Source organism: Catenovulum adriaticum (genome assembly GCF_026725475.1).
In the GTDB taxonomy this organism is placed as follows: Bacteria; Pseudomonadota; Gammaproteobacteria; order Enterobacterales; family Alteromonadaceae; genus Catenovulum; species Catenovulum adriaticum.
Genome location: NZ_CP109967.1, coordinates 36,625 through 55,947, shown reverse-complemented (window position 1 = coordinate 55,947; position 19,323 = coordinate 36,625). Strand labels below are relative to the sequence as shown.

Below are 19,323 nucleotides of genomic sequence, written 5' to 3'. Positions count from 1 at the left end.
TAGCAAAACCTTAATTAATAAACAGGTATTTACGTTGCGATACTCATGTTAATCATTACACTCTCTTTCAATTAGATTTAAACAATCAATAAATTAAGGATTTATATGATTTCAAAAACAGCAGTTAATTGCATTTTACAAACTGAACAAAACAATGAATTAACGCTGGGACACTGTTATTCGTTTACAAGTACTCACTCGCAAAATACATTAACAGGCTCACAGATTTGGCTAACAGATACTAATTTAACGGCTTTAGCTGAAATCAGTATTATTTCGCAATCCTTAAAAAATAATAAGCTAAGCGGCCAGTATAGAGTTAATTACCTATATAAAGGTGAAGAACAAAAAACAATAACTCAAATGTTTGTTCGCATGTTTGAAGGGGAGCTTAGCCCTTATATTTACTTACTCTCTTCACAAGCTGAATATGAACAAGCATTACAAAATGGCCAATTAATAAGAGATAGCATAAAAACAGAAGGCTTTATTCACGCCTCCCCAAAAAATCAATTAAACCGTGTGGCGAATAAATTTTATAAAAATACGCACAAGCCATTATTGCTAACAGTTGAAAAAGAAAAAATCTTATCAACTGTCAAATACGAACCTGCAAAAGGCGGGCTTTATCCGCACATTTATGGACCGCTTAATATCAATGCTGTGGTCAAAGCCTTGCCTATTTCAACCAATAAAAATGGTGATTTTGAGTTATAATTTAGCTTACTTCAACTTGGGTTAAACTGCCAGCTTGTGCCTTAGTAAAACGCGCTTGCTGCAAGTTTTTTTGCATGGCTTTTAAATAACCCAAAGCAACATAACTCACCATAATACAGGCCCCTATCAATTCAATGTCTGCCATTTTGTAAATTAAGTGGGCATTGTTGGCATCCAACGTTGCAAATACAGCGGCACATTTATACAAAGCAACCGCCCCTATAACCATCGGAAAAGTAAAAGCAGCTCGGCCAGGGCTAAAAGGCAAACGACATAGGTGAATAAAAGCGCTGTAAACTAAAACGGTCATTAACAAAGCCACCGCCATTAACATTTCGACCAACCACATATTAGGTTGTTCAAATACCGTTAAATATCCAGCTAATGTTAAACTCGCTGGCGCGGCTAAAACCGCAATTGTAGGTTTAGCGGCATCCGGTAAACTATCAACAAAAATTAAGCGATATAAAACCGGAATAAGCATCACCACATAAGCTAACAAACCAAACATAACAATATTTTTAGCGACCGCTACTTGAGCTTCACCAGGGCAAGTGACTGCCGCAACCACAATGCCAATAGGCGGAATAAACCAACTTGGAACTAAGTGCTGAATTTGAAACTTGGGCAATCTAAAAATAACAAATAACCCTAAAAAAATCATATGTAGGCTCAAGCCTAAATACCACAAACTTAACCCTAACTGCTCATATCGAGCGGCTAACGTACTGGCAATCACCATTAAACACATAGCGGCCGTTGGCATAACACTGCTCACCACAGGGTGTTTAAGATCATCGATAAAACGAGCTGGGCTGACAGCAAATTTAATAAAAACCAAACTCAATAAAATAATTGCAATGCCTGCTGTGCTATTTGCTAAAACCCCATTTAAGATAAGGCGATCATCTACACATTTACCTAAACTCACCAATGCCAGCGCTAAGCCGCATAGTGGGGTTGGAATATGTTTAATTTGGCGGGTGAAATACAACATGATGGTTTAACCTCTGTCACTACGTTTAACTGATGTTGCTATTGTGCCAATTCGATTAATTTAATAATATCGAATAAGTTTAAACACATTGTTTAGGAAAACTACATGGCTGATATTTCAATTAAACAGTTATCTGTTTTTTGTTCGGTGAGCGAAACGGCCAATTTAGGCCAAACGGCTGAGGCCTTATTTATGACGCGAGGCGCTGCCTCACAAGCACTAAAAAATTTGGAAGACAGCCTAGGTGCGGCTTTATTTGAACGCCACAAACAGCGATTAATTTTAAATACTCATGGCCAACAATTAAGACCTATCGCATTAGAAATGCTAGCAAGACAGCAACAGCTTAAAAGCTTATTTAAAACCAGTAGCGAATTAAACAAAGTTAGAATTGGCGCTAGCCGAACCATAGGTAACTACTTACTTCCTCAATATTTAAGCGGTGAACTAGCAGGTTGTATTCAGTCAAAAATTGAATTGAATAACAGTCAGATATTGCAAGATATGCTACAACACTATCAGTTAGATATTGCGTTAATTGAAAGTGAGCGTATTCAAGGCGGTTTAATTCAGCACCACTGGCAAAGCGATCAAATGAAGCTGATTTGCAGTACAGAACACCCATTAGCAGGCCAGCATCTCAACTGGTCAGACTTAGACCAACAAGCGTGGATTGTTAGAGAAAGCGCATCTGGCAGCCGAGAGCAATTTGATCATCATTTGCGCCCACACCTAAACCAATGCCAAATACGGTTCGAAATGAGCAATCTAGATGCGATTATGCAAGCTGTAACGAAAAATGCGGGCATTGCACTCGTGTCTGGTTTGGCATGTTATAGCCGATTAAAAAATGCTGAATTAGCACAAATCTATATGCCAATTACCATTAACCGACAGCTCTCTATTGTTTATGCCAAAGCCAATCAAAATTTACCGCAGATTAAACAATTAATCACTATTTTAAATCCTAACACTTCCTATACCCAAGCCACTTGAATATGCAAGATTTCAGCAAGAGCGTGTTTGGGGTTCACCTAAATTTGCTATACGCATTAACGATTTTCAAGCCTGTTATAATCTAACAAGCCGTATTCAATCCCGCGTTGCTTTTTAGTAATTTGATGTAACAAGTCACTATAGTGCCAAAAGTCAGGGTGAGTCCGTCTAATCCCATATTCGGCTTTTAATTTGCGATAAGCTTTTTCAGAATCTAGGTTCGCAAGCTGGCTCATAAAATCATCCACTTGCGCTTTTTTCAGGTACCAAATTGCTTGTGGATAATCGCCAATCAAACCGGGGGTAACAGTGGCGTAATCTTCTTTATAAGCTCGCTGTCCGTCTTCATCCAATAAACTTGAAATATTAAAATGTGCATTATTGTGCAGTAAACTAAATACTTGATGTTGTGAGTTTTCTTCAACCATAATCACAGATACTGGTGGCAATAAGTTAACGGCTCTCGCGGGCAATTTATTTAATTTAGCTAAAGGCTCATCGGTTTCAATTTGGTAAGTTTGGCTGTTGACCTTTTCTAAGCGTGTTTTTATTAGTTGATACAACTCAGCTTGCACATCTTTTGTTTGATACTCAATTCCGCTAGGCTGATTAAAACTATTTTTCTTCGATTTTAAATACTCAGCTAAATTTTTGTCTGCCCGACGGTACCAAAACTGTTTAATTGGTTGACGTTCATTTTTTGGTAACAAGGCTAACAAATTACGCTCACCCTCTAACCGTAAAAAATCCATATATAAACGCGTTAATAATTGATGTCCGACATTGCCATACACATCAAATCCCGCCACTAGCAAATAATGGATTCGTTCAAACATAGGATAGTCAATAATCCATGCCGTTTTAGGATCTTGTCCTACTAAACCTTTTACCACTGACGCGCTATCAAAATGCCTGAAAATACTGAGCGCTGCATTATCGTTTGAGCCATCGCCTTGCCAAATAAGCTTCTCTGTTAAATGTTCGCCACTTTCAAACAATTGATTAGCCAGCTTAGCTTTAGCTGCCATATATTCGCTTTCACGTTCTGCGTATTTAACCCAATTGCTCATGGGCAGTGCGTTACTATCTTCTGCAGCAGGTAACGAAAGTTTTTCTTGGTATTGAAGCAAAAAATCGTTAACAGCTTTAGTTGCGGATAAGTCAGGATCAGCAAATACCACCCAAAAATGATCGTTTATTACATTGAGTGCTACCTGCCCTCGGCAAACTGGCCCTTTAATAAACCCCATAATAATAAATTGAGCATCGTCTAACATAAATTGGTAGCGCGCTTTGACTGGTAGTTGCGCAAAACTAACAAAAGGATTTGAAGATTTTTTAATTTCGTAACTTGGTAACCGCGTCACTGGATAATCTGGCTCGACAAATAATTGTTTAATCCGCGATAATTTTTGTTCAGACAATGCTAAAGGTAAATGGGTTTTAGCCAATACAGATGTTTTGTCTTGCATAAAACGGTAATAAACTCGCGCTATTTTTGGATCTTCAAAAGGTCGACGAGTGCTAATAATATCAAGTGGTTGACCGGGCGGTGTACTAGAACGAACTAGCTTAAAAAACTGAGCTGGCTGCTCGTTTTGACCCTCTATCGGTTTAAAATACAAGTGCGCTAAAAACCAATGTTCATAAATATACCGCGAAATAAGTTGCTGCTTTAATGAATCTTGATTTAAAAAATCTTCCCACTGAGCCACTTTAGCTAAGGTGTTTTTAGATGGTTGGGCAATATCAGCCATTTTACCACCTTGCGCTAACCACTCGGTTAACGTATTAAACGCATCGCTTGAAATAGCAGGCAAGCCATAAGGCATACCTAGGTGGGGATTTTGCTCAGCATGATTATCGTAATCTTCAACATAAGTACAGGTTTGTGCTCTATTTAAAGAAAAATCATACTTTTTATCTAAAATTTGGTTGTCGGTTTCGTTTAAATGAGCGGCTTGTTTTTGCTTTAACGCCAATGTTTTATACAAAGCACTCGCTGCTAGGTTGGCTTGTGAAGTTTGAGCTCTTTCATTTAAGACAGGTTCAAAATCTCGATTTCGCCAAGCTTGAGTGCTATGTGCATCAATAAATAAGCGGCTGGGTTCGCTCGCTAATAATCGTGTACCATTGTACACTTTTTGCTGGTTAATGCCGCGGTCAATACCGGCAGGAGAAGACATTTTAAGTTGGCAAGGTGCATCGTAGCAACCATGGCAAACCACGCAACGCTGCTCGACAATAGGCTTTACATCATTTAAAAAAGCTTGTCCTTCTAAGCTATCTGGCGCCACCATTCTGTTTTGTACTTTAGCTTCACCAAACATTTGATCGTAATAACCAAAACCGAGCATAGCGCAAGCTGGTAAAATTAAAATCGACACCACAAATAAAACTTTTTTCAACATACCACCAGCCTACTGCAACAAATTATTATTTCTTAATTGTGCGAATTATAAGTAAATCAGCTGGTTAAGTCGTGGTTTAAATGATGTTTTATTTACTTTTATAAAAACGGATTTAGCTTTGGCTGTGATTTATGCTGGATTAGTTAAAAAAGCAACGACTATTGCCAATAGCGTTAAGCTATAAATGAGGGGCTAAATACCCCCTAATTCAATCACCAATAATTGATTTTTAATTTCAATTGACTGAATCATAGATTTAGCAAGCTGTTGTTTGGCATCATTTTCGTCAAGCCGATAAACTGGATAAGTTGCCAACGCATTTTGCAGCATAGTTTCAATGGCTTGGGTGACTTGAGGTAAATACTCTTCAGGCAAATTTTTAATTTTTAAGGTGCTAATTTTTAAATTTTTAAAGAAAAATTCACCTGTCTCAGCGTGGTAACTTAAATCACCAACAATTTTAGTTGAACCCGAACCTTCTAATGTACCTAACGCAAGCGCATCTAACTGACACGAAATACCAATTTGATTATTACCAACCGCCAAATCAACTTGTGGCTTGGAAAAAACCAATGATATTAAAAAATTTCGTTTTTCTAACGGCATTAACTCAGCCACTTTAGCCTGCAATTCATCTTGGCTAATCACCACCGAAAAAGCCCATGTTGGCAATGATAAAAACATCAGCGATAAGCCAATAATGCTTGTTTTCATCGCACGCTCCTAAAAATAAGTAAAGTCAGTTTGTATCTCAATGTCAGATCTGAAATAAATTTGATAGACGAATATCAAAACAAAATGATAGATAAACGCAGACTAAATTAAATACAGTAAAAATATTAAAACTAGAAGCACCAGCATAAAAATCTGTGCATTTGCTCCCACCTAGCAACTATTTATAACATATAACAAGCTACAAGGTTATTTGCGCAGACAAGGCTGCAAGTTTACCCTAACGCAAATTGATTAATGCCTTAATAACAGCAAATTTTGCACCTTCACTTTCAATAGTGATATATTCAAACTTACAATATCACTGGAAAATCGACGACAATGACATCAGATAAAAATACATTCAAATGGGGATTAATTGGCCCAGGTAGAATAGCAGCGCAATTTGCCAAAGCCACCCAAGCAGATTTTGTTGGCACATTACACGCAGTCGCCAGCCGAGATTTAAACCGAGCGCAAGCCTTTGCTAAAGAGCACAACATTGCTAAAACCTATACTGATTACCAAACACTACTAAATGACGACGATATAGACGCCATTTACATTGCCACCCCACACAGATTTCATTTTGAACAAATTAAACAATGTTTAATGGCCAAAAAATCGGTGCTATGCGAAAAGCCACTGACGATTAATCAAACTCAAGCTAAAGCGCTCTTTGAACTAGCCAAAACAAAAAACGTATTTTTAATGGAGGCTATGTGGACTTTATTTTTGCCTGTGTACCAAGCGGTCCAAGAATGGATAGTGCAAGGTGATATTGGTGAACTAAAATATGTGCAGTCAACTTTTGGCTTTCCAATGCCAGCCGACAGCAATGAAAGATGGTTAAATAAATCTCTAGCGGGCGGCGTTTTGCTTGATATGGGTATATACAATGTAGCAACCGCAGATTGGTTTATTAATCAGTCATTGAGCACGGACCAAACCAAACAAACTTTAATTAGCCCAAGCATTCAAGCAATGGGCAATATTGGCCAATCTGGGGTTGATGAGTTAACCATGGTTAATATGCAATACCAACAAGGCACAATTAAAAAATATGCGCAGTTTTGTTGTAATTTTCACACTAAAACTGAAAACTGTTTATGGATTTATGGCACTGAGGGACAAATTAAAATAGATAATATGTTTTGGGGTAGCAACAACGCCAGCTTGTATCAGCAAGATAACGAAACACCGATTAAAGTATTTAACGAACCATTAGCCATTAATGGTTTTGAATATGAAATAGCAGAAGCGGAACGTTGTATTAAGCAAGGATTGATACAAAGCCCGCTTGTTTCTGAGCAACAAACAGTGCAACAATTACATATTATGGATGAAATCCGTGCTCAATTGGGCGTTAGCTACCCATTTGCCGGAGAATAACCCAGTTTTCAACATTAATTTAAGCTCACAATTTTTAGGCAAATCAATTTTTAAAAGAAGCATAAGCAGCGAGGTCATATGCAAGCCGTTTTTTTAGATCAAAATACCTTTATACCCAGTGTTTCATTTTCCGCGATTGAAAAAAGCGTTGAACATTTTGTTGCTTATTCACATACTCCGCCGGACGAAATTGTTACGCGTTGTCAAAACGCAGATATCATCGTCACGAATAAAGTGCTCATCACACAAGCAATTATCGCCCAACTACCTAATTTAAAGCTGATTTGTGTTGCCGCAACTGGCACCAACAATATTGATATTACCGCCGCGGAAAAAGCGAATATAAAAGTGCTAAACGTAGCCGGCTACTCAACCCACTCTGTTAGCCAATATGTGTTTTCACAGCTGCTAGAGCATTTTGGTCAAATCAGTATTAATAATCAAAAAGTAAAATCCGGTCAATGGCAGCAAGGCAATACTTTTTGTCTGCACAGTGATTATTTTGATGAGCTGGCCGGTAAAACCATAGGTATTTTAGGGTATGGTGATATAGGCCAAAAAGTAGCGAGTATTGCCCGTGCTTTTGATATGAAAGTGCTGGTTGCTGAACGGCCAAACGCAAACAATATACGAGCAGACAGAGTCAGCTTTGAAACCATGCTGCAAAACGCTGATATCGTCTCGCTACATTGCCCTCTAACTGAAGACACAGAAAATTTATTTTCAACCCAAGCCTTTAAACAGATGCAAAATCACAGCGTGCTAATTAACACCGCCAGAGGTGGCATTATTGATAACAATGCCTTATTGTCGGCTTTAAATAACCATGAAATCAGCGCAGCTATACTGGATGTGCTTGACCAAGAGCCACCAGCACCTGATCATATTTTATTAAACCCACAACCAGATAATTTAAAAATAACCGCACATATCGCTTGGGCCAGCCAGCAAGCCCAGCAAAAAGTACTTAATTTAGTGGCTAAAAATATTGAGTCTTTTTTATTATAAGCGGGTAGCGACGAGTTTAGATTGACCAAGCGATAGCAAACAAAAATTCGGCGGTTAACAGCCGTCGTTTTAATCTGGAAATAATCAATGTAATACGCAGCTTATTAGCTGGAATGGGATAAAATGGAGCGACGTGACGTAGTGCTTACCCCACATACCCTATAACATAGCTAAGCTTTACTGGCTTCTGCTCTTATGCATTATCAGCTTGTGGGCTCTATAAAATATTCAGATATGGCTAAATATCGCTGCTTAATATGCTCAATGAGCATTTTTATTTTTTTAGGCGGATGTTTGGTATAAGGGTACACCGCATATACGCCGAGTTTTTTTCCTACAAGCTTAGGAAAAACATCAATTAAATCGCCTTTGCAGATGTCTTCATAAATTAAACACCTAGGTACATACACTATGCCATGGCCACCCAATACAGCTTTACGTAAAGCCGTTGCATTATTAGTTGAGAATGAGCCATTCACCTTAACAAAATAATGTCCACTGGCCGATTTAAACTCCCATTCATTACCGCCCGAAGCCTGATAAGCATATTTTAAACAATTATGTTGCTTTAACTCGTTTGGCTGCTTAGGTTGACCATGGCGTTTAAGATAATCTGGTGAAGCGCACACGACCCATTGTGAATCAATAATATGACGGGCAATTAAACTAGAATCATCTAAATAACCAGTACGAATAATTAAGTCGTATCCACCACTAATTAAATCAACAAATTTATTATCCAACGACATATCTACGCTTAAACCCGGATGCAAATTACAAAATTCAGCCACTGCATCAGCCAATAGCAAATCACCAGAAATGGTCGGCACCGACATTTTGATATGCCCGCTAATTGCATCACCTAAGCCAGATACTTTAGCTAGGGCATCGGCTTTGGCTTGCTCAACATTTTTAGCCCCCACAGCCAATAAATTACCCGCTTCAGTGACCGTTAATTTACGCGTGGTTCGATATAATAACTGCACACCCAACTCAGCTTCTAACCGGGCAATTCGTTTACTCACCACTGAATTAGTTAAATTATTGGCCTCTGCTGCTTTGCTGAAACTACCGAGTTCAATCACTTGTGAAAACAAAATTAAGTCATCTGCTTGCATCATCTTTAACTATTATGTCATTTATGGAAATAGTGTTTTTCATTATTTCCGTTTATTGATAAAAAAGAAAGCGATAAATTGAGCACATCAAATAAATAAACGCAAATAATAACCTTGGCACCCTGCTAACTTGCAACATATAACTCACGCCAGCCAAGGCTAATATGTAAATAATAGGACTTAAACTGTGATCATTTCAGCCTCAACCGATTACCGCAAAGCAGCAAAAGCAAAATTACCCCCATTTTTATTTCACTATATTGATGGCGGCTCTTATGGCGAACATACCCTAAAACGCAATACCGAAGATTTAGCCGACATTGCTTTAAAACAACGGGTATTAAATAATATGTCGGAGCTTGATTTAAGCTGCGATTTATTTAACGAAAAACTCAATTTACCGCTTATTTTAGCACCCGTTGGCTTAACGGGTATGTACGCACGCCGCGGTGAAGTACAAGCCGCTAAAGCGGCCGACAACAAAGGTATTCCTTTTACTATGTCGACCGTATCTGTTTGCCCAATTGAAGAAGTCGCGCCCGCAATTGATCGCCCAATGTGGTTTCAGTTGTATGTATTAAAAGATCGCGGTTTTATGAAAAACGTACTTGAACGTGCCAAAGCCGCAGGCGTAAAAACCTTAGTTTTTACTGTTGATATGCCAGTTCCAGGTGCACGTTATCGCGATATGCATTCAGGTATGAGCGGCCCAAACGCCGCATTTAGACGTGTTTTACAAGCAATGACACATCCGCAATGGGCACTTGATGTGGGTTTATTAGGTAAGCCACATGACCTAGGTAATATTTCAACTTATCGCGGTAATCCAACCAAATTAAATGATTACATTGGTTGGTTAGGCGATAATTTTGACCCCTCTATTTCTTGGAAAGACTTAGAGTGGATCCGTGATTTTTGGGACGGCCCTATGATCATTAAAGGCATTTTAGATGCCGATGATGCTAAAGATGCGGTTAGTTTTGGCGCGGACGGTATTGTGGTTTCTAACCATGGGGGCCGACAATTAGATGGCGTTTTATCATCAGCAAAAGCACTACCTATGATTGCCGATGCCGTAAAAGGCGATATTAAAATATTGGTCGATTCCGGTATTAGAACCGGTTTAGACGTCGCCAGAATGTTAGCACTCGGCGCAGATTGTACTATGTTAGGTCGCTCATTTATTTATGCCTTAGCGGCAAAAGGTCAGGCAGGCGTTGAAAACCTAATTGATTTATATGAAAAAGAATTACGAGTTGCGATGACACTGACAGGTGCAAAAAAGATTACTGATTTAAACGCTGATTCGCTCATTAAATTGAAGTAACTGTTTACATTAAAGTAATTTTTAAATAGGTGCGCTATCCATCTTAAAATAGCGCATTTTTTTACTACCTAAATCATACCGTGAAATGAGCAAAAGCTAATTTATAACATTTAACGTTTCTAATTTTTCCTCAAGCTTAGTTACTTTATTCATTGATATTATAGAAAATACAAAGCCGGATATCCCAAGCGACATACCTATTATTCCAAACACAAACCCTAAATTTCCCATTGTATAGCACCTTTTATTTTCATCATCTTGTTGTAGGCAATTACGACCTAACAATTGAAATGATAGACGAAGTAGATTGTTTTGCTGAACAGTTAAAAATCGAAAACTTAAAAAATGCCAACAAGAAGCTCCAATCTGTTATATTGTTTGATCCAACACAAATAAAAACAACGTTATATTATAAACCACAAATTATTCGTTTACGGCCATTGCCAAAAACACTAAGGATCATTACACACTATGTCAGGTGCTGCTCTAGTAATAAACTTTGTATCACCCATTAAAAAATTAAATCTTAAGATGATGCTTTTGAATAAACGCATAAGATTATTTGAAATAATCAGACTGAAGATTTATTCAGTCTGATTAAATATATTAGGGATTAAAAACTGAGCTTTTGCGACAGGCTATTCGAGCACGTCGCTTGCCTAATTTTGGTCCCGTTAGCGGTTCCATTAATACCCCCAACTAAATCTAAACACTTCTCACTATGTTTATTTTTAAGTTGGAAAAATCCAGCGCCTAAATCAATTAACTCAAAGCTTTGGTTATCGTTGCTAGTGCTACATGCCCATTGAGTAACAATTGCGCCATCTGCTGTTGAATTTGTTTTGTCTATACATTTACCACTTACCTGATTACGCAACCCCCAGTATCCACCAGCACGACTTTCAAACAAAAACAACTGATTACCACTGCCATAACAACCCCATTGCTGTTGCTGATTGCCATCGTTTAAATCACCTGCAGTATTGTCTAAACATTTACCGCTACTATTAAATGTAACTGTTGTATAAGTTGATGGTGGTTGAATGCCTGCACTCCCTACTTCGGAGTCGTTATTAACTTGCAATACAACAGAAGCTATACGGCCACCGGCATCGGGAAATGTTATATTAACTGTGTTATTAGCCTGCAATAAACTGTTATCAACAGGTACCTCTATCACACCAAAAAATTCATCTCTTGAACTTTGGCTGCCACCAGCCCAGTTTAAATTAATTTGAACTGGGCTACCATTTACAGTAACGGTTGGCTGAAAAGATTTACCATGAACACGGCCCATACTTAAACGCAAAACAGATTGGCCAGCCGCTACATTAACCCCGTTAAAGGTAAAACTGTTGCTTTGGTTAGCATTAATCGCAACTAAATGTTGAGGCGCATAATAATGTGCCGTGTTGTAAGTATTATCAAAGGCGATGTTATTTGAAAAAGTAAGCTCAAATATTATGGTTTCCCCTGGCTCCATTGAATAGCTTGTTGGTAAACTCGCGCTTACGTCTTGGTATATTGGAGCAGCATTTTTACGTACAACTAAACGCTTTTTACGCACGTTAGTTATATTGCCAAGGCTGTTCGCAAAATCTAAATTAACTGTTTCCCAATAATCAGCTAAGGTATTTATTGCTACATAAGCTTTATTACCATCGACAAATGCATTTAGCTGTATATCCGGATTGTTTGATTCAACTTTTACCCGCTTGCCTTTCACGTTAGACCATAAACGATAAAAGTCTACCCGTTTGGTCCAAAAGAAATTAGTTGGCTCGCCATTTACTATGCTATTTGGATCTGGGCGTAAAACGGCAGCACCATATGGATTCCAGTTATTAGCCGCATTATAGTGCCAGGCAGCCTTACCTGTATTAAATGGAATAGAGGTTAACAAACGATCTTGACGATTTAATAGCTGCATTAACATTTTATTTTGTGACGCGAGAGACTGCGCCGAACGAATATCAGAATATGTATTACCATATCCTTCTTCAATACCACCGTATTCGCTTATGGTGACAGGTTTAACTGTGTCCCACTTAACATAACTGTATGTTTCTAATAAATCTAAAATCGATTCTAAATTACTCCCAGAGCGCTCATTGCTTGCTCCAGTTACATTTATTCCATCATAAGGGTGAACTGAAAACGAATCGATATAAGGCCCAGCTTCATCCATAAACATTTTCATTCGGCCGTTAAAATGCCCAAAATCCCATAGCTCCATTGATGGCCACGCACTGGAATATCCAATCACTTTTGTATCGATATTTTGTTGATCAAATTTTTGCCCTATTGCTTTAAATAGCTCGGTCATTTGAGTTCGAACGGCTGCTTGATCAGAGTTAAATTCGCCCGCATGAACAAAAGGTTCGTTAATCGGCTCGTAAAACTTAGGTCTTGTCTGATTATCAAAATAATGTTTGAAATAATTTGCCGCCCATTCAGCGCCTAAATTAGGATCTTCGTTAAAAACAAAAATTTTATTAGGATGCTCAGTCACTATCATATTTTTCGAATAATATGGATAACTAGCATGGTTTTTAATTGAGCTAATATTATTTGACCCTGCTGACTGCGCACTGGCAGCTGAAGGATAAGGCGCATCACCGCTATGTACTGAAAACGGACTCCAAAATTGACGACCAAATCCAACGTTTAAATCGTTTACTAAATAGTTTAATTCAGCTTGAGTGACTTTGTTTTCTAAAGGCGTCATATGAATATTAAAATACTTACCTCTGTCTAAATCTGATATTCCTCCAATAAATTTTTGTGTTTTTAAATCAATTGTTGCTTGTGTGGCTGCATAAGCAAGCTGGCTTGCCAATAATGACATTGCTATTGTGATACCTAGTTTTACATGTGTACGCGCTAAGGTTGTCTTCATTGAATACCTCTTTATTGTAGTTACCGTCTTTAATTTATATTTAAATCAAAAAAATCACATACAATATAAGCATTAAAAGTAATCAGTTGCAATGCTTTTGTTAATTAAATGTTTTTTATGTGTGATATATTTAAAACTAATTAGCCTTTTTACAATCTAAACTCAGAAGGCTAAAATGCTTACTTAACGCGAATAATTTATGTTAACCCATTATATAATAAGTAATATTTATAATTTACGCAGATTGAAAGATTCGGTAGTGTCTAAAATTAAAAAGTATTTTTATTGGCGAGAAATGAAAATTTTGGTGCTATAATTAGTGTCTTATTTACTGATCATTTAATATCCTCAATTGATCTCTTGGTGACTACAATACGACTAATTAATTGCACTTAAATAAAAAACTTTACCTCGAAATAGATGAGGGCGAACGAGTTAACTCGTCGGCTATTTCTTTTTGATTCATTCCTGCTTTCTTTAAAGCGTAAATCTGATATCGTTCTTCTTGTGTCAGCTGTTTATAGTTCATTAAAGCAATTTCCTTTGGCGAGAAAATGGCCGAATTATAACAGCTGGCCACTTAATCTAAGAAATTGCACTTATTATCCTAATTTAGGACACCTCAACGATTCATTAATGAAAAGGTAAATTTACATGTGTATACTAAATGCAAACAAAATAGCCATAGTGGTTATGTTATTCACTGTAAGGTAAGGTTTAAGCAATGAAAATTTTATTAACAATGATGTTATTTTTAATAACGACCAGTGCGTTTTCGGCTGGTTGGAACTACAAAAATAATCGAATAGCAATCAGCGCTGATGGGAATAATCAACCAGACGAGCTCCATTTTTGGCCACGAGCAGACCCAGATGATTGGGGGGCTACACCTGTTTCATTAGCAATAATCGCTAAGCTGAGAATGCACAACAAATTAGTGCACTATTCATATAACAATTTTATGAATTCAGATGAACATACCAGTGCCATAAACGAAATGGATATTGGCGTACAAGGTGCGATCGAACAGTGGAATTTTAATCCAGATAAATTTTTTGATGTTAGTGCAGATTATCAAAATGCATTAGCTCATTTAGCATCTGTTATTTCGGTTTCCACTAAAGACGACCCTTTATATTTTGTTCATATGGGCCCTGCAGAATTCTTTTATCGCGCTGTTCAAAAGGTTATTGCTCAAGGAAACTCTGACAGTCTGTCTCATGTTTACGTTCTTTCTCACAGTGGTTACAACGATAATCATTTACGCCGAGGCGATCCTAAATTTGATAAAAAACCAGTCCCTGCCAGCGAAAAACACCATACATTAAAAGAAGCAATTTCGCTGAGCGATAACCGTATTAACTACCGAAAAATTAAAGACCAAAATGCTGAGTGGGATGTCAATTTATTGTGGAACTCGAAACAAGATTGGTCTGTATGGAAATGGATGAAAGATCACAAAGATCCAAGTGTTGCTTGGATCTACCAACGAATGAAGCGTCATCCAGATAATAAAGCCGATTTTTCAGATGCAGGCATGGTTTACTATTTGTTGTTGGGAGATGAAAATGGCAGCCCGCAAAAATTGAAGCAATTCATCGGTGAAGGGATTATGCAAAAATAAATCGCAAAAACCTATGCCAAAATAGCCTCAGTTGGCGTTATCTTAATGTCGATGATTAAACACGTTAAAACACCTGAGATATCATTAAAGCCTAGTATCATCTATCTTAAAATAAGTTGAAAGTTTATCTTTAGAGGTGGTTTTAAGAGACCGCTTTAAAAAAACTGTTTTAAAAAGGCAATGTGAGAGATTATGATTTAAAAATCTCTCACACTTTTTTGTCCAAAACATCCAGTGATCATCATGCTCATACCAAAACTTTATTTTTACTACCTAATTCATACCGCGTAAAAAAGAATACTAGCTGCGCTATATTTATCTTTGCTTTATTGTTGAGTATGCTAATCATATCAGCAACCAACTTTTTAAATTTAAGTGAATTATTTAGCTCATTTGTTTTTAGCGCAACCAACGGCGGATTCCCACTATGGCAATCTATTGGGTGATTTTCGTCGTGGGGTTGATATTAACACGTTACCAAACACAGTATTAAGTGGTTTAAAAAATCATCATCTGGTTGATAAATTTACCGACCAACATGCTTTAGTTAAACAAGCTAAACTTGTTTTTTCAGCAGAAAAACAAAGGTTTTCAGGGATCGCTATTGATGTGTTATTTGATTACTTTTTAATAAAGCATTGGCAGCAATTTTCGACACACGATTTTGCAACCTTTAAGCAGCAAAGTTACGATTTATTACAAAAGCGTCAATCCGTTATGCCAGCCAGAATGAAGTTGGTTACCTGCAAAATAATTGAGCAAGATTGGTTCGCATCTTACGCTCATTTTGCCTCGATTGGCACAGCGCTTGATAATATCAGCCGACGGATTCGATTTAACAATCAATTTAGTGGCAGCATTAAAGATATAGAAAACCATTATGATGAATTAGAAAGTATTTTTTTGATGTTTTTCCCTGAGTTAATGGCACATGTGACTCAAGCCAATTTTGAAGGCAACTTAGATGCTAATAAGCAATAAAGTGTCATTCTAATTTCTTTTGTAGATTTAATTTAATTGTTGTATTTTCAGCAACACCAAAAATCAAACCAAAGTTTCCCTATAAAAATATCATACTGACAAGCTTAATAGTGCCATGAGCGGAAGTTTAAAGTTGCTGACTTGAAAGTCTGCAAAGCTGCTTAACCAGACCTACTACTGTAGATTAATTTTGCTTCTCACGAGGTAAAAATATACCTTTAATGCAATCAGGATTTATGATGGCTAATTGGATATGATTTTCAGAATAAAACCTTGCGCCCTCATAAAGTGGGTTTCCTTCAATAAACGCAGCTCTTACAGAGTCGAAAGGTTCTCCAGCATCTTCAGCTAATGCACATGCATATCTTATTACAGCACAGTCAAGCTCGCGAGCTTTAAAATCAAAATCATTGGAGCTAAACCTTTTATTTATCGGGATCTCAATTCCTTCCGCTTCGAGATCTTGCTTTAATTGTGTGTATGCAACTTTAAGAAAATCATTATATTTTTGGTCTAGTAAATCTAAACAATTGCCTAGCTCAATAACGGCACCCAAAACGAATGGTTTTTCGATCGAGCTATTTTTGCGTTTGCTGTCCTGGATTGCATACTGCTTAGCGCGCTCTAGATTATTCTCCCAAAAATAAACGCCACTACCAAGCCAATCATATTTGTTAGTACTGTGACGAAAATTGTCTTCTTGTAAGAGTATATTAAGGGCAGTATTTTTGTCTAAGCCATGAAAGCCATAAACAATAGCAGGTTTAGATGAGTACATTATTTATTTGTATTTTCAGTCGCCTTAACGTTTGAGCTGCTAAAAAAACGTGGGTCAATTTTACCTTGCGAGTTTAATACATGCGCTTTTTTTAATAGCTCAACGCGTTGTGTATGATCACGGTTCTTGCCTGCGTTTTGAACACGAGCTGTTAATTCTGCAATAGTCATATACCCTCCTAAATTTAAGGTTAATTATCCGCCTATCTTTTTAATATTGCAAATATTGATAAACATCCCTTGCTTAAATTAGCTCTGTAACACTTAAGTTACGGAATGTAAGATTATCGAAAATCAATCACTTTTAAATACCGAAATCCGGCTGGCTTTACAAAACTAAGTAGCTGGTATAAATTTGATCAAACTCATAAGACAGGCACACCTAAAAACATTTTTGTCGGATAGGCGACACCTGTTGCCAAGTGCCGCCCTCCTAAGAACCGTACGTGCAACTTTCACTGCATACGGCTCAAGCCTTCACGAAGGCACCCGTTGGGACCCAGCAATTTATAAAGCAGCGAGAGTAAGTTCATGCCAAGAGTTACGACATTGCCTCTTTGTCTTCCTCTTTGCCAAGTATTCTTGGTATTGAGGCTCAAAAGGCGTAGCGGCACCCCTGATTTTCACATGTCTCTCTATTGGCACCTTAGCTATTTGAAATAGATTGAACTGACAATCAATATTCATGTTCTTCTGCCAACCGTGAAATTGCCATTGGCCTTGACGGTTGATGAAGTACTTCATGGCGATCCAAGTTTTTGACTTTGTTGGATGACGCCTTTTCGCCCAATGCCATAACGCTAGGAATAGTTTGTGACCTACATATCCGAATATCTGTTTAGCAACGCAGTGTCGATAGTAATTCGACCACCCCCTGCGTTTCGGATTTATCAACTTGATTAGATCGTTAACGGGGGTGGTTGCGTGCTTTTTGATGAGTTCGCGCAAGTTACTCAAGAACATCAACGTGTTGGACTTACTCGGTTTAATGAGCAGTTTTCCTTTGTACTTTCTATGGTTAAAACCTAGGAAGTCAAAACCACGGCTGATATGAGTAATGTGCGTTTTCTCTTCGGAGAGAGTTAATCCTCTTCCTGCTAAGAAGTCAGCAATCAACGGTTTGATATCGCTCACCAGCACGTCCTTTGAAGTGCAAGTGACGACGAAATCATCGGCGTATCCAATAAAGTTGGCTCTCACCCCATTTTTAAGTGCGGTGGACTTTATGCGTTTCTCAAGCCTTGCAAGAGTAATTAGCATCAAGGTTGGAGATATGACTCCGCCTTGTGGTGTTCCCTCGTCAGTGCGATAGAACAACCCTTTATCCATAAAGCCAGACTTTAACCATTGTTCCAACATTCGTTTATCTACAGCTATGTTATTCATAAGCCATTGATGCCCAATCTTGTCGAAACAGGCTTTGATGTCTCCCTCAAGAACCCATTGTGCGGATTGCTTTTTACTCAAACAGAGAAAACACTGAGCAATAGCATCAGCAGTACTTCTGTTGCGCCGAAAGCCGTAACTATTTGGGTCGGCAAGTGTTTCTGACACAGGCTCTAGTGCGAGAAGATGAAGCGCTTGCAGCGCTCTATCGACCATGCACGGGATACCCAGAGGTCTGAGCTTGCCGTTTTTCTTAGGGATGTAGATACGCTTGAGCGGTTTGGCTTGATAAGCTTTTCTGCTCAATTGATTGACTGCTTTCATGCGGCGCGTATCCGTATTCCAGATGACGCCGTCTATTCCGGGCGTTTTACTGCCTTTGTTTTGTGATGCTCGCTTAACAGCAAGAAGTTTTGCTGAATGCGAGTGAGTCAGTATCCACTGCAACGCTTTCGCTTTGCCGTGTTTACCTTCTCTTATTGCTTTTGCAATACGCATCTGAAGCTTTAAAACGTGTGACTCAACAGTTTTCCAATTTATGGATTGCCATTGAGCACTGTCAGGAGAGGCACTAATCTCTTTTGAAATCATCATTTGCGTTTCTCCTTGAATAAAGTTCTTCAAATTCTCTTGCAACGGAAGACCAGTCGGAAGTCAGCTCACTTTCGTGCCAGACAGACGTCTGTATCTGCATCATTATAATCCAGCCTTTGCTTTTTCCAACATCCTCTACTTGCATCACTATCGGCCATATAAGCTTTCCCAGAGGGAGTGATACAGGCTTACCGTGTTCCGTATGTTGCGCAATGTCAGGTTAGATGCCCGCTATAGTGCGGAGAGTTCAGTGATCACGAAAGAGCATGGGGCAATCTCTTTCCGACTCTCGTGCCTTTTGGCTACAGCGTATTAACCACTTCCGCTGTTTCGTCATATAACACACCTTACACGGATTCACTTATGTTCATCATACTGACTGCCT

General features: G+C 38.2%; 15 protein-coding genes and 1 pseudogene. 7 read left to right on the top strand and 9 right to left on the bottom strand.

The window, feature by feature from the left end; translation table 11 throughout:
* Nucleotides 1–105: 105 nt before the first annotated feature.
* Nucleotides 106–717, top strand: a complete 612-nt coding sequence (locus OLW01_RS16265; protein ID WP_268077009.1) for a DUF952 domain-containing protein — start codon at nt 106–108, stop codon at nt 715–717.
* 1 nt (nt 718) lies between these two features.
* On the opposite strand, the gene OLW01_RS16260 is transcribed toward OLW01_RS16265, so the two are convergent.
* The gene (locus OLW01_RS16260; RefSeq protein WP_268077008.1) at nt 719–1,714 is read right to left on the bottom strand and encodes a TDT family transporter; all 996 of its coding nucleotides are present in this window, start codon (nt 1,712–1,714) and stop codon (nt 719–721) included.
* Nucleotides 1,715–1,819: 105 nt separating this feature from the next.
* On the opposite strand from OLW01_RS16260, the gene OLW01_RS16255 reads away from it, so the two are divergent.
* Entirely contained in the window at nt 1,820–2,710 is an 891-nt protein-coding gene (locus OLW01_RS16255) for a LysR substrate-binding domain-containing protein (protein WP_268077007.1), read from the top strand.
* Nucleotides 2,711–2,766: 56 nt separating this feature from the next.
* Here OLW01_RS16255 and OLW01_RS16250 read toward each other — a convergent pair whose 3' ends face one another.
* Entirely contained in the window at nt 2,767–5,121 is a 2,355-nt protein-coding gene (locus tag OLW01_RS16250; RefSeq protein WP_268077006.1) for a fatty acid cis/trans isomerase, read from the bottom strand.
* 192 nt (nt 5,122–5,313) lie between these two features.
* Nucleotides 5,314–5,835, bottom strand: coding sequence for a DUF1439 domain-containing protein (locus OLW01_RS16245; RefSeq protein ID WP_268077005.1), 522 nt, complete (start codon nt 5,833–5,835; stop codon nt 5,314–5,316).
* Nucleotides 5,836–6,174: 339 nt separating this feature from the next.
* On the opposite strand from OLW01_RS16245, the gene OLW01_RS16240 reads away from it, so the two are divergent.
* Together OLW01_RS16240 and OLW01_RS16235 are read left to right on the top strand one after the other, a co-directional pair.
* Nucleotides 6,175–7,224 (top strand): Gfo/Idh/MocA family protein, encoded by a 1,050-nt coding sequence (locus tag OLW01_RS16240; RefSeq protein WP_268077004.1) that lies wholly within the window; start codon nt 6,175–6,177, stop codon nt 7,222–7,224.
* Between the two features lie 78 nt (nt 7,225–7,302).
* Nucleotides 7,303–8,232 (top strand): D-2-hydroxyacid dehydrogenase, encoded by a 930-nt coding sequence (locus OLW01_RS16235; protein ID WP_268077003.1) that lies wholly within the window; start codon nt 7,303–7,305, stop codon nt 8,230–8,232.
* A 203-nt stretch (nt 8,233–8,435) separates the two neighbouring features.
* On the opposite strand, the gene OLW01_RS16230 is transcribed toward OLW01_RS16235, so the two are convergent.
* On the bottom strand, nt 8,436–9,350 hold the full coding sequence (locus tag OLW01_RS16230; RefSeq protein ID WP_268077283.1) for a LysR family transcriptional regulator: 915 nt from the start codon (nt 9,348–9,350) through the stop codon (nt 8,436–8,438).
* Nucleotides 9,351–9,537: 187 nt separating this feature from the next.
* Between OLW01_RS16230 and lldD the strand changes: the two genes are divergently transcribed.
* The gene (lldD, locus tag OLW01_RS16225) at nt 9,538–10,677 is read left to right on the top strand and encodes an FMN-dependent L-lactate dehydrogenase LldD (protein ID WP_268077002.1); all 1,140 of its coding nucleotides are present in this window, start codon (nt 9,538–9,540) and stop codon (nt 10,675–10,677) included.
* Nucleotides 10,678–11,290: 613 nt separating this feature from the next.
* On the opposite strand, the gene OLW01_RS16220 is transcribed toward lldD, so the two are convergent.
* Complete coding sequence (locus OLW01_RS16220) at nt 11,291–13,576, bottom strand: RICIN domain-containing protein (RefSeq protein WP_268077001.1); 2,286 nt, start codon at nt 13,574–13,576, stop codon at nt 11,291–11,293.
* Nucleotides 13,577–13,985: 409 nt separating this feature from the next.
* Nucleotides 13,986–14,105, bottom strand: a pseudogene (locus tag OLW01_RS16215) (helix-turn-helix domain-containing protein); the annotation flags it as partial.
* A gap of 195 nt (nt 14,106–14,300) precedes the next feature.
* Between OLW01_RS16215 and OLW01_RS16210 the strand changes: the two are divergent.
* The gene (locus OLW01_RS16210) at nt 14,301–15,200 is read left to right on the top strand and encodes a hypothetical protein (RefSeq protein ID WP_268077000.1); all 900 of its coding nucleotides are present in this window, start codon (nt 14,301–14,303) and stop codon (nt 15,198–15,200) included.
* 375 nt (nt 15,201–15,575) lie between these two features.
* Nucleotides 15,576–16,181 (top strand): acyl carrier protein phosphodiesterase, encoded by a 606-nt coding sequence (locus tag OLW01_RS16205; RefSeq protein ID WP_268076999.1) that lies wholly within the window; start codon nt 15,576–15,578, stop codon nt 16,179–16,181.
* A gap of 184 nt (nt 16,182–16,365) precedes the next feature.
* Here the strand turns inward: OLW01_RS16205 and OLW01_RS16200 are convergent, their stop codons facing one another.
* The 3 genes from OLW01_RS16200 to ltrA all read right to left on the bottom strand — a co-directional run bounded on the left by OLW01_RS16200 (nt 16,366) and on the right by ltrA (nt 18,938).
* Nucleotides 16,366–16,959, bottom strand: a complete 594-nt coding sequence (locus tag OLW01_RS16200) for a hypothetical protein (protein WP_268076998.1) — start codon at nt 16,957–16,959, stop codon at nt 16,366–16,368.
* Nucleotides 16,959–17,129, bottom strand: coding sequence for a hypothetical protein (locus tag OLW01_RS16195; protein WP_268076997.1), 171 nt, complete (start codon nt 17,127–17,129; stop codon nt 16,959–16,961). Before OLW01_RS16195 ends, OLW01_RS16200 begins: the two co-directional genes overlap by 1 nt.
* A gap of 336 nt (nt 17,130–17,465) precedes the next feature.
* Nucleotides 17,466–18,938 (bottom strand): group II intron reverse transcriptase/maturase, encoded by a 1,473-nt coding sequence (gene ltrA, locus OLW01_RS16190; RefSeq protein WP_268076996.1) that lies wholly within the window; start codon nt 18,936–18,938, stop codon nt 17,466–17,468.
* Nucleotides 18,939–19,323: the final 385 nt, after the last annotated feature.

Coding starts and splice junctions, on each gene's coding strand:
- OLW01_RS16265 (WP_268077009.1), top strand. CDS start 106: ATGATTTCAAAAACAGCAGTTAATTGCATTTTACAAACTGAACAAAAC.
- OLW01_RS16260 (WP_268077008.1), bottom strand. CDS start 1,714: ATGTTGTATTTCACCCGCCAAATTAAACATATTCCAACCCCACTATGC.
- OLW01_RS16255 (WP_268077007.1), top strand. CDS start 1,820: ATGGCTGATATTTCAATTAAACAGTTATCTGTTTTTTGTTCGGTGAGC.
- OLW01_RS16250 (WP_268077006.1), bottom strand. CDS start 5,121: ATGTTGAAAAAAGTTTTATTTGTGGTGTCGATTTTAATTTTACCAGCT.
- OLW01_RS16245 (WP_268077005.1), bottom strand. CDS start 5,835: ATGAAAACAAGCATTATTGGCTTATCGCTGATGTTTTTATCATTGCCA.
- OLW01_RS16240 (WP_268077004.1), top strand. CDS start 6,175: ATGACATCAGATAAAAATACATTCAAATGGGGATTAATTGGCCCAGGT.
- OLW01_RS16235 (WP_268077003.1), top strand. CDS start 7,303: ATGCAAGCCGTTTTTTTAGATCAAAATACCTTTATACCCAGTGTTTCA.
- OLW01_RS16230 (WP_268077283.1), bottom strand. CDS start 9,350: ATGCAAGCAGATGACTTAATTTTGTTTTCACAAGTGATTGAACTCGGT.
- OLW01_RS16220 (WP_268077001.1), bottom strand. CDS start 13,576: ATGAAGACAACCTTAGCGCGTACACATGTAAAACTAGGTATCACAATA.
- OLW01_RS16210 (WP_268077000.1), top strand. CDS start 14,301: ATGAAAATTTTATTAACAATGATGTTATTTTTAATAACGACCAGTGCG.
- OLW01_RS16200 (WP_268076998.1), bottom strand. CDS start 16,959: ATGTACTCATCTAAACCTGCTATTGTTTATGGCTTTCATGGCTTAGAC.
- OLW01_RS16195 (WP_268076997.1), bottom strand. CDS start 17,129: ATGACTATTGCAGAATTAACAGCTCGTGTTCAAAACGCAGGCAAGAAC.
- ltrA (WP_268076996.1), bottom strand. CDS start 18,938: ATGATGATTTCAAAAGAGATTAGTGCCTCTCCTGACAGTGCTCAATGG.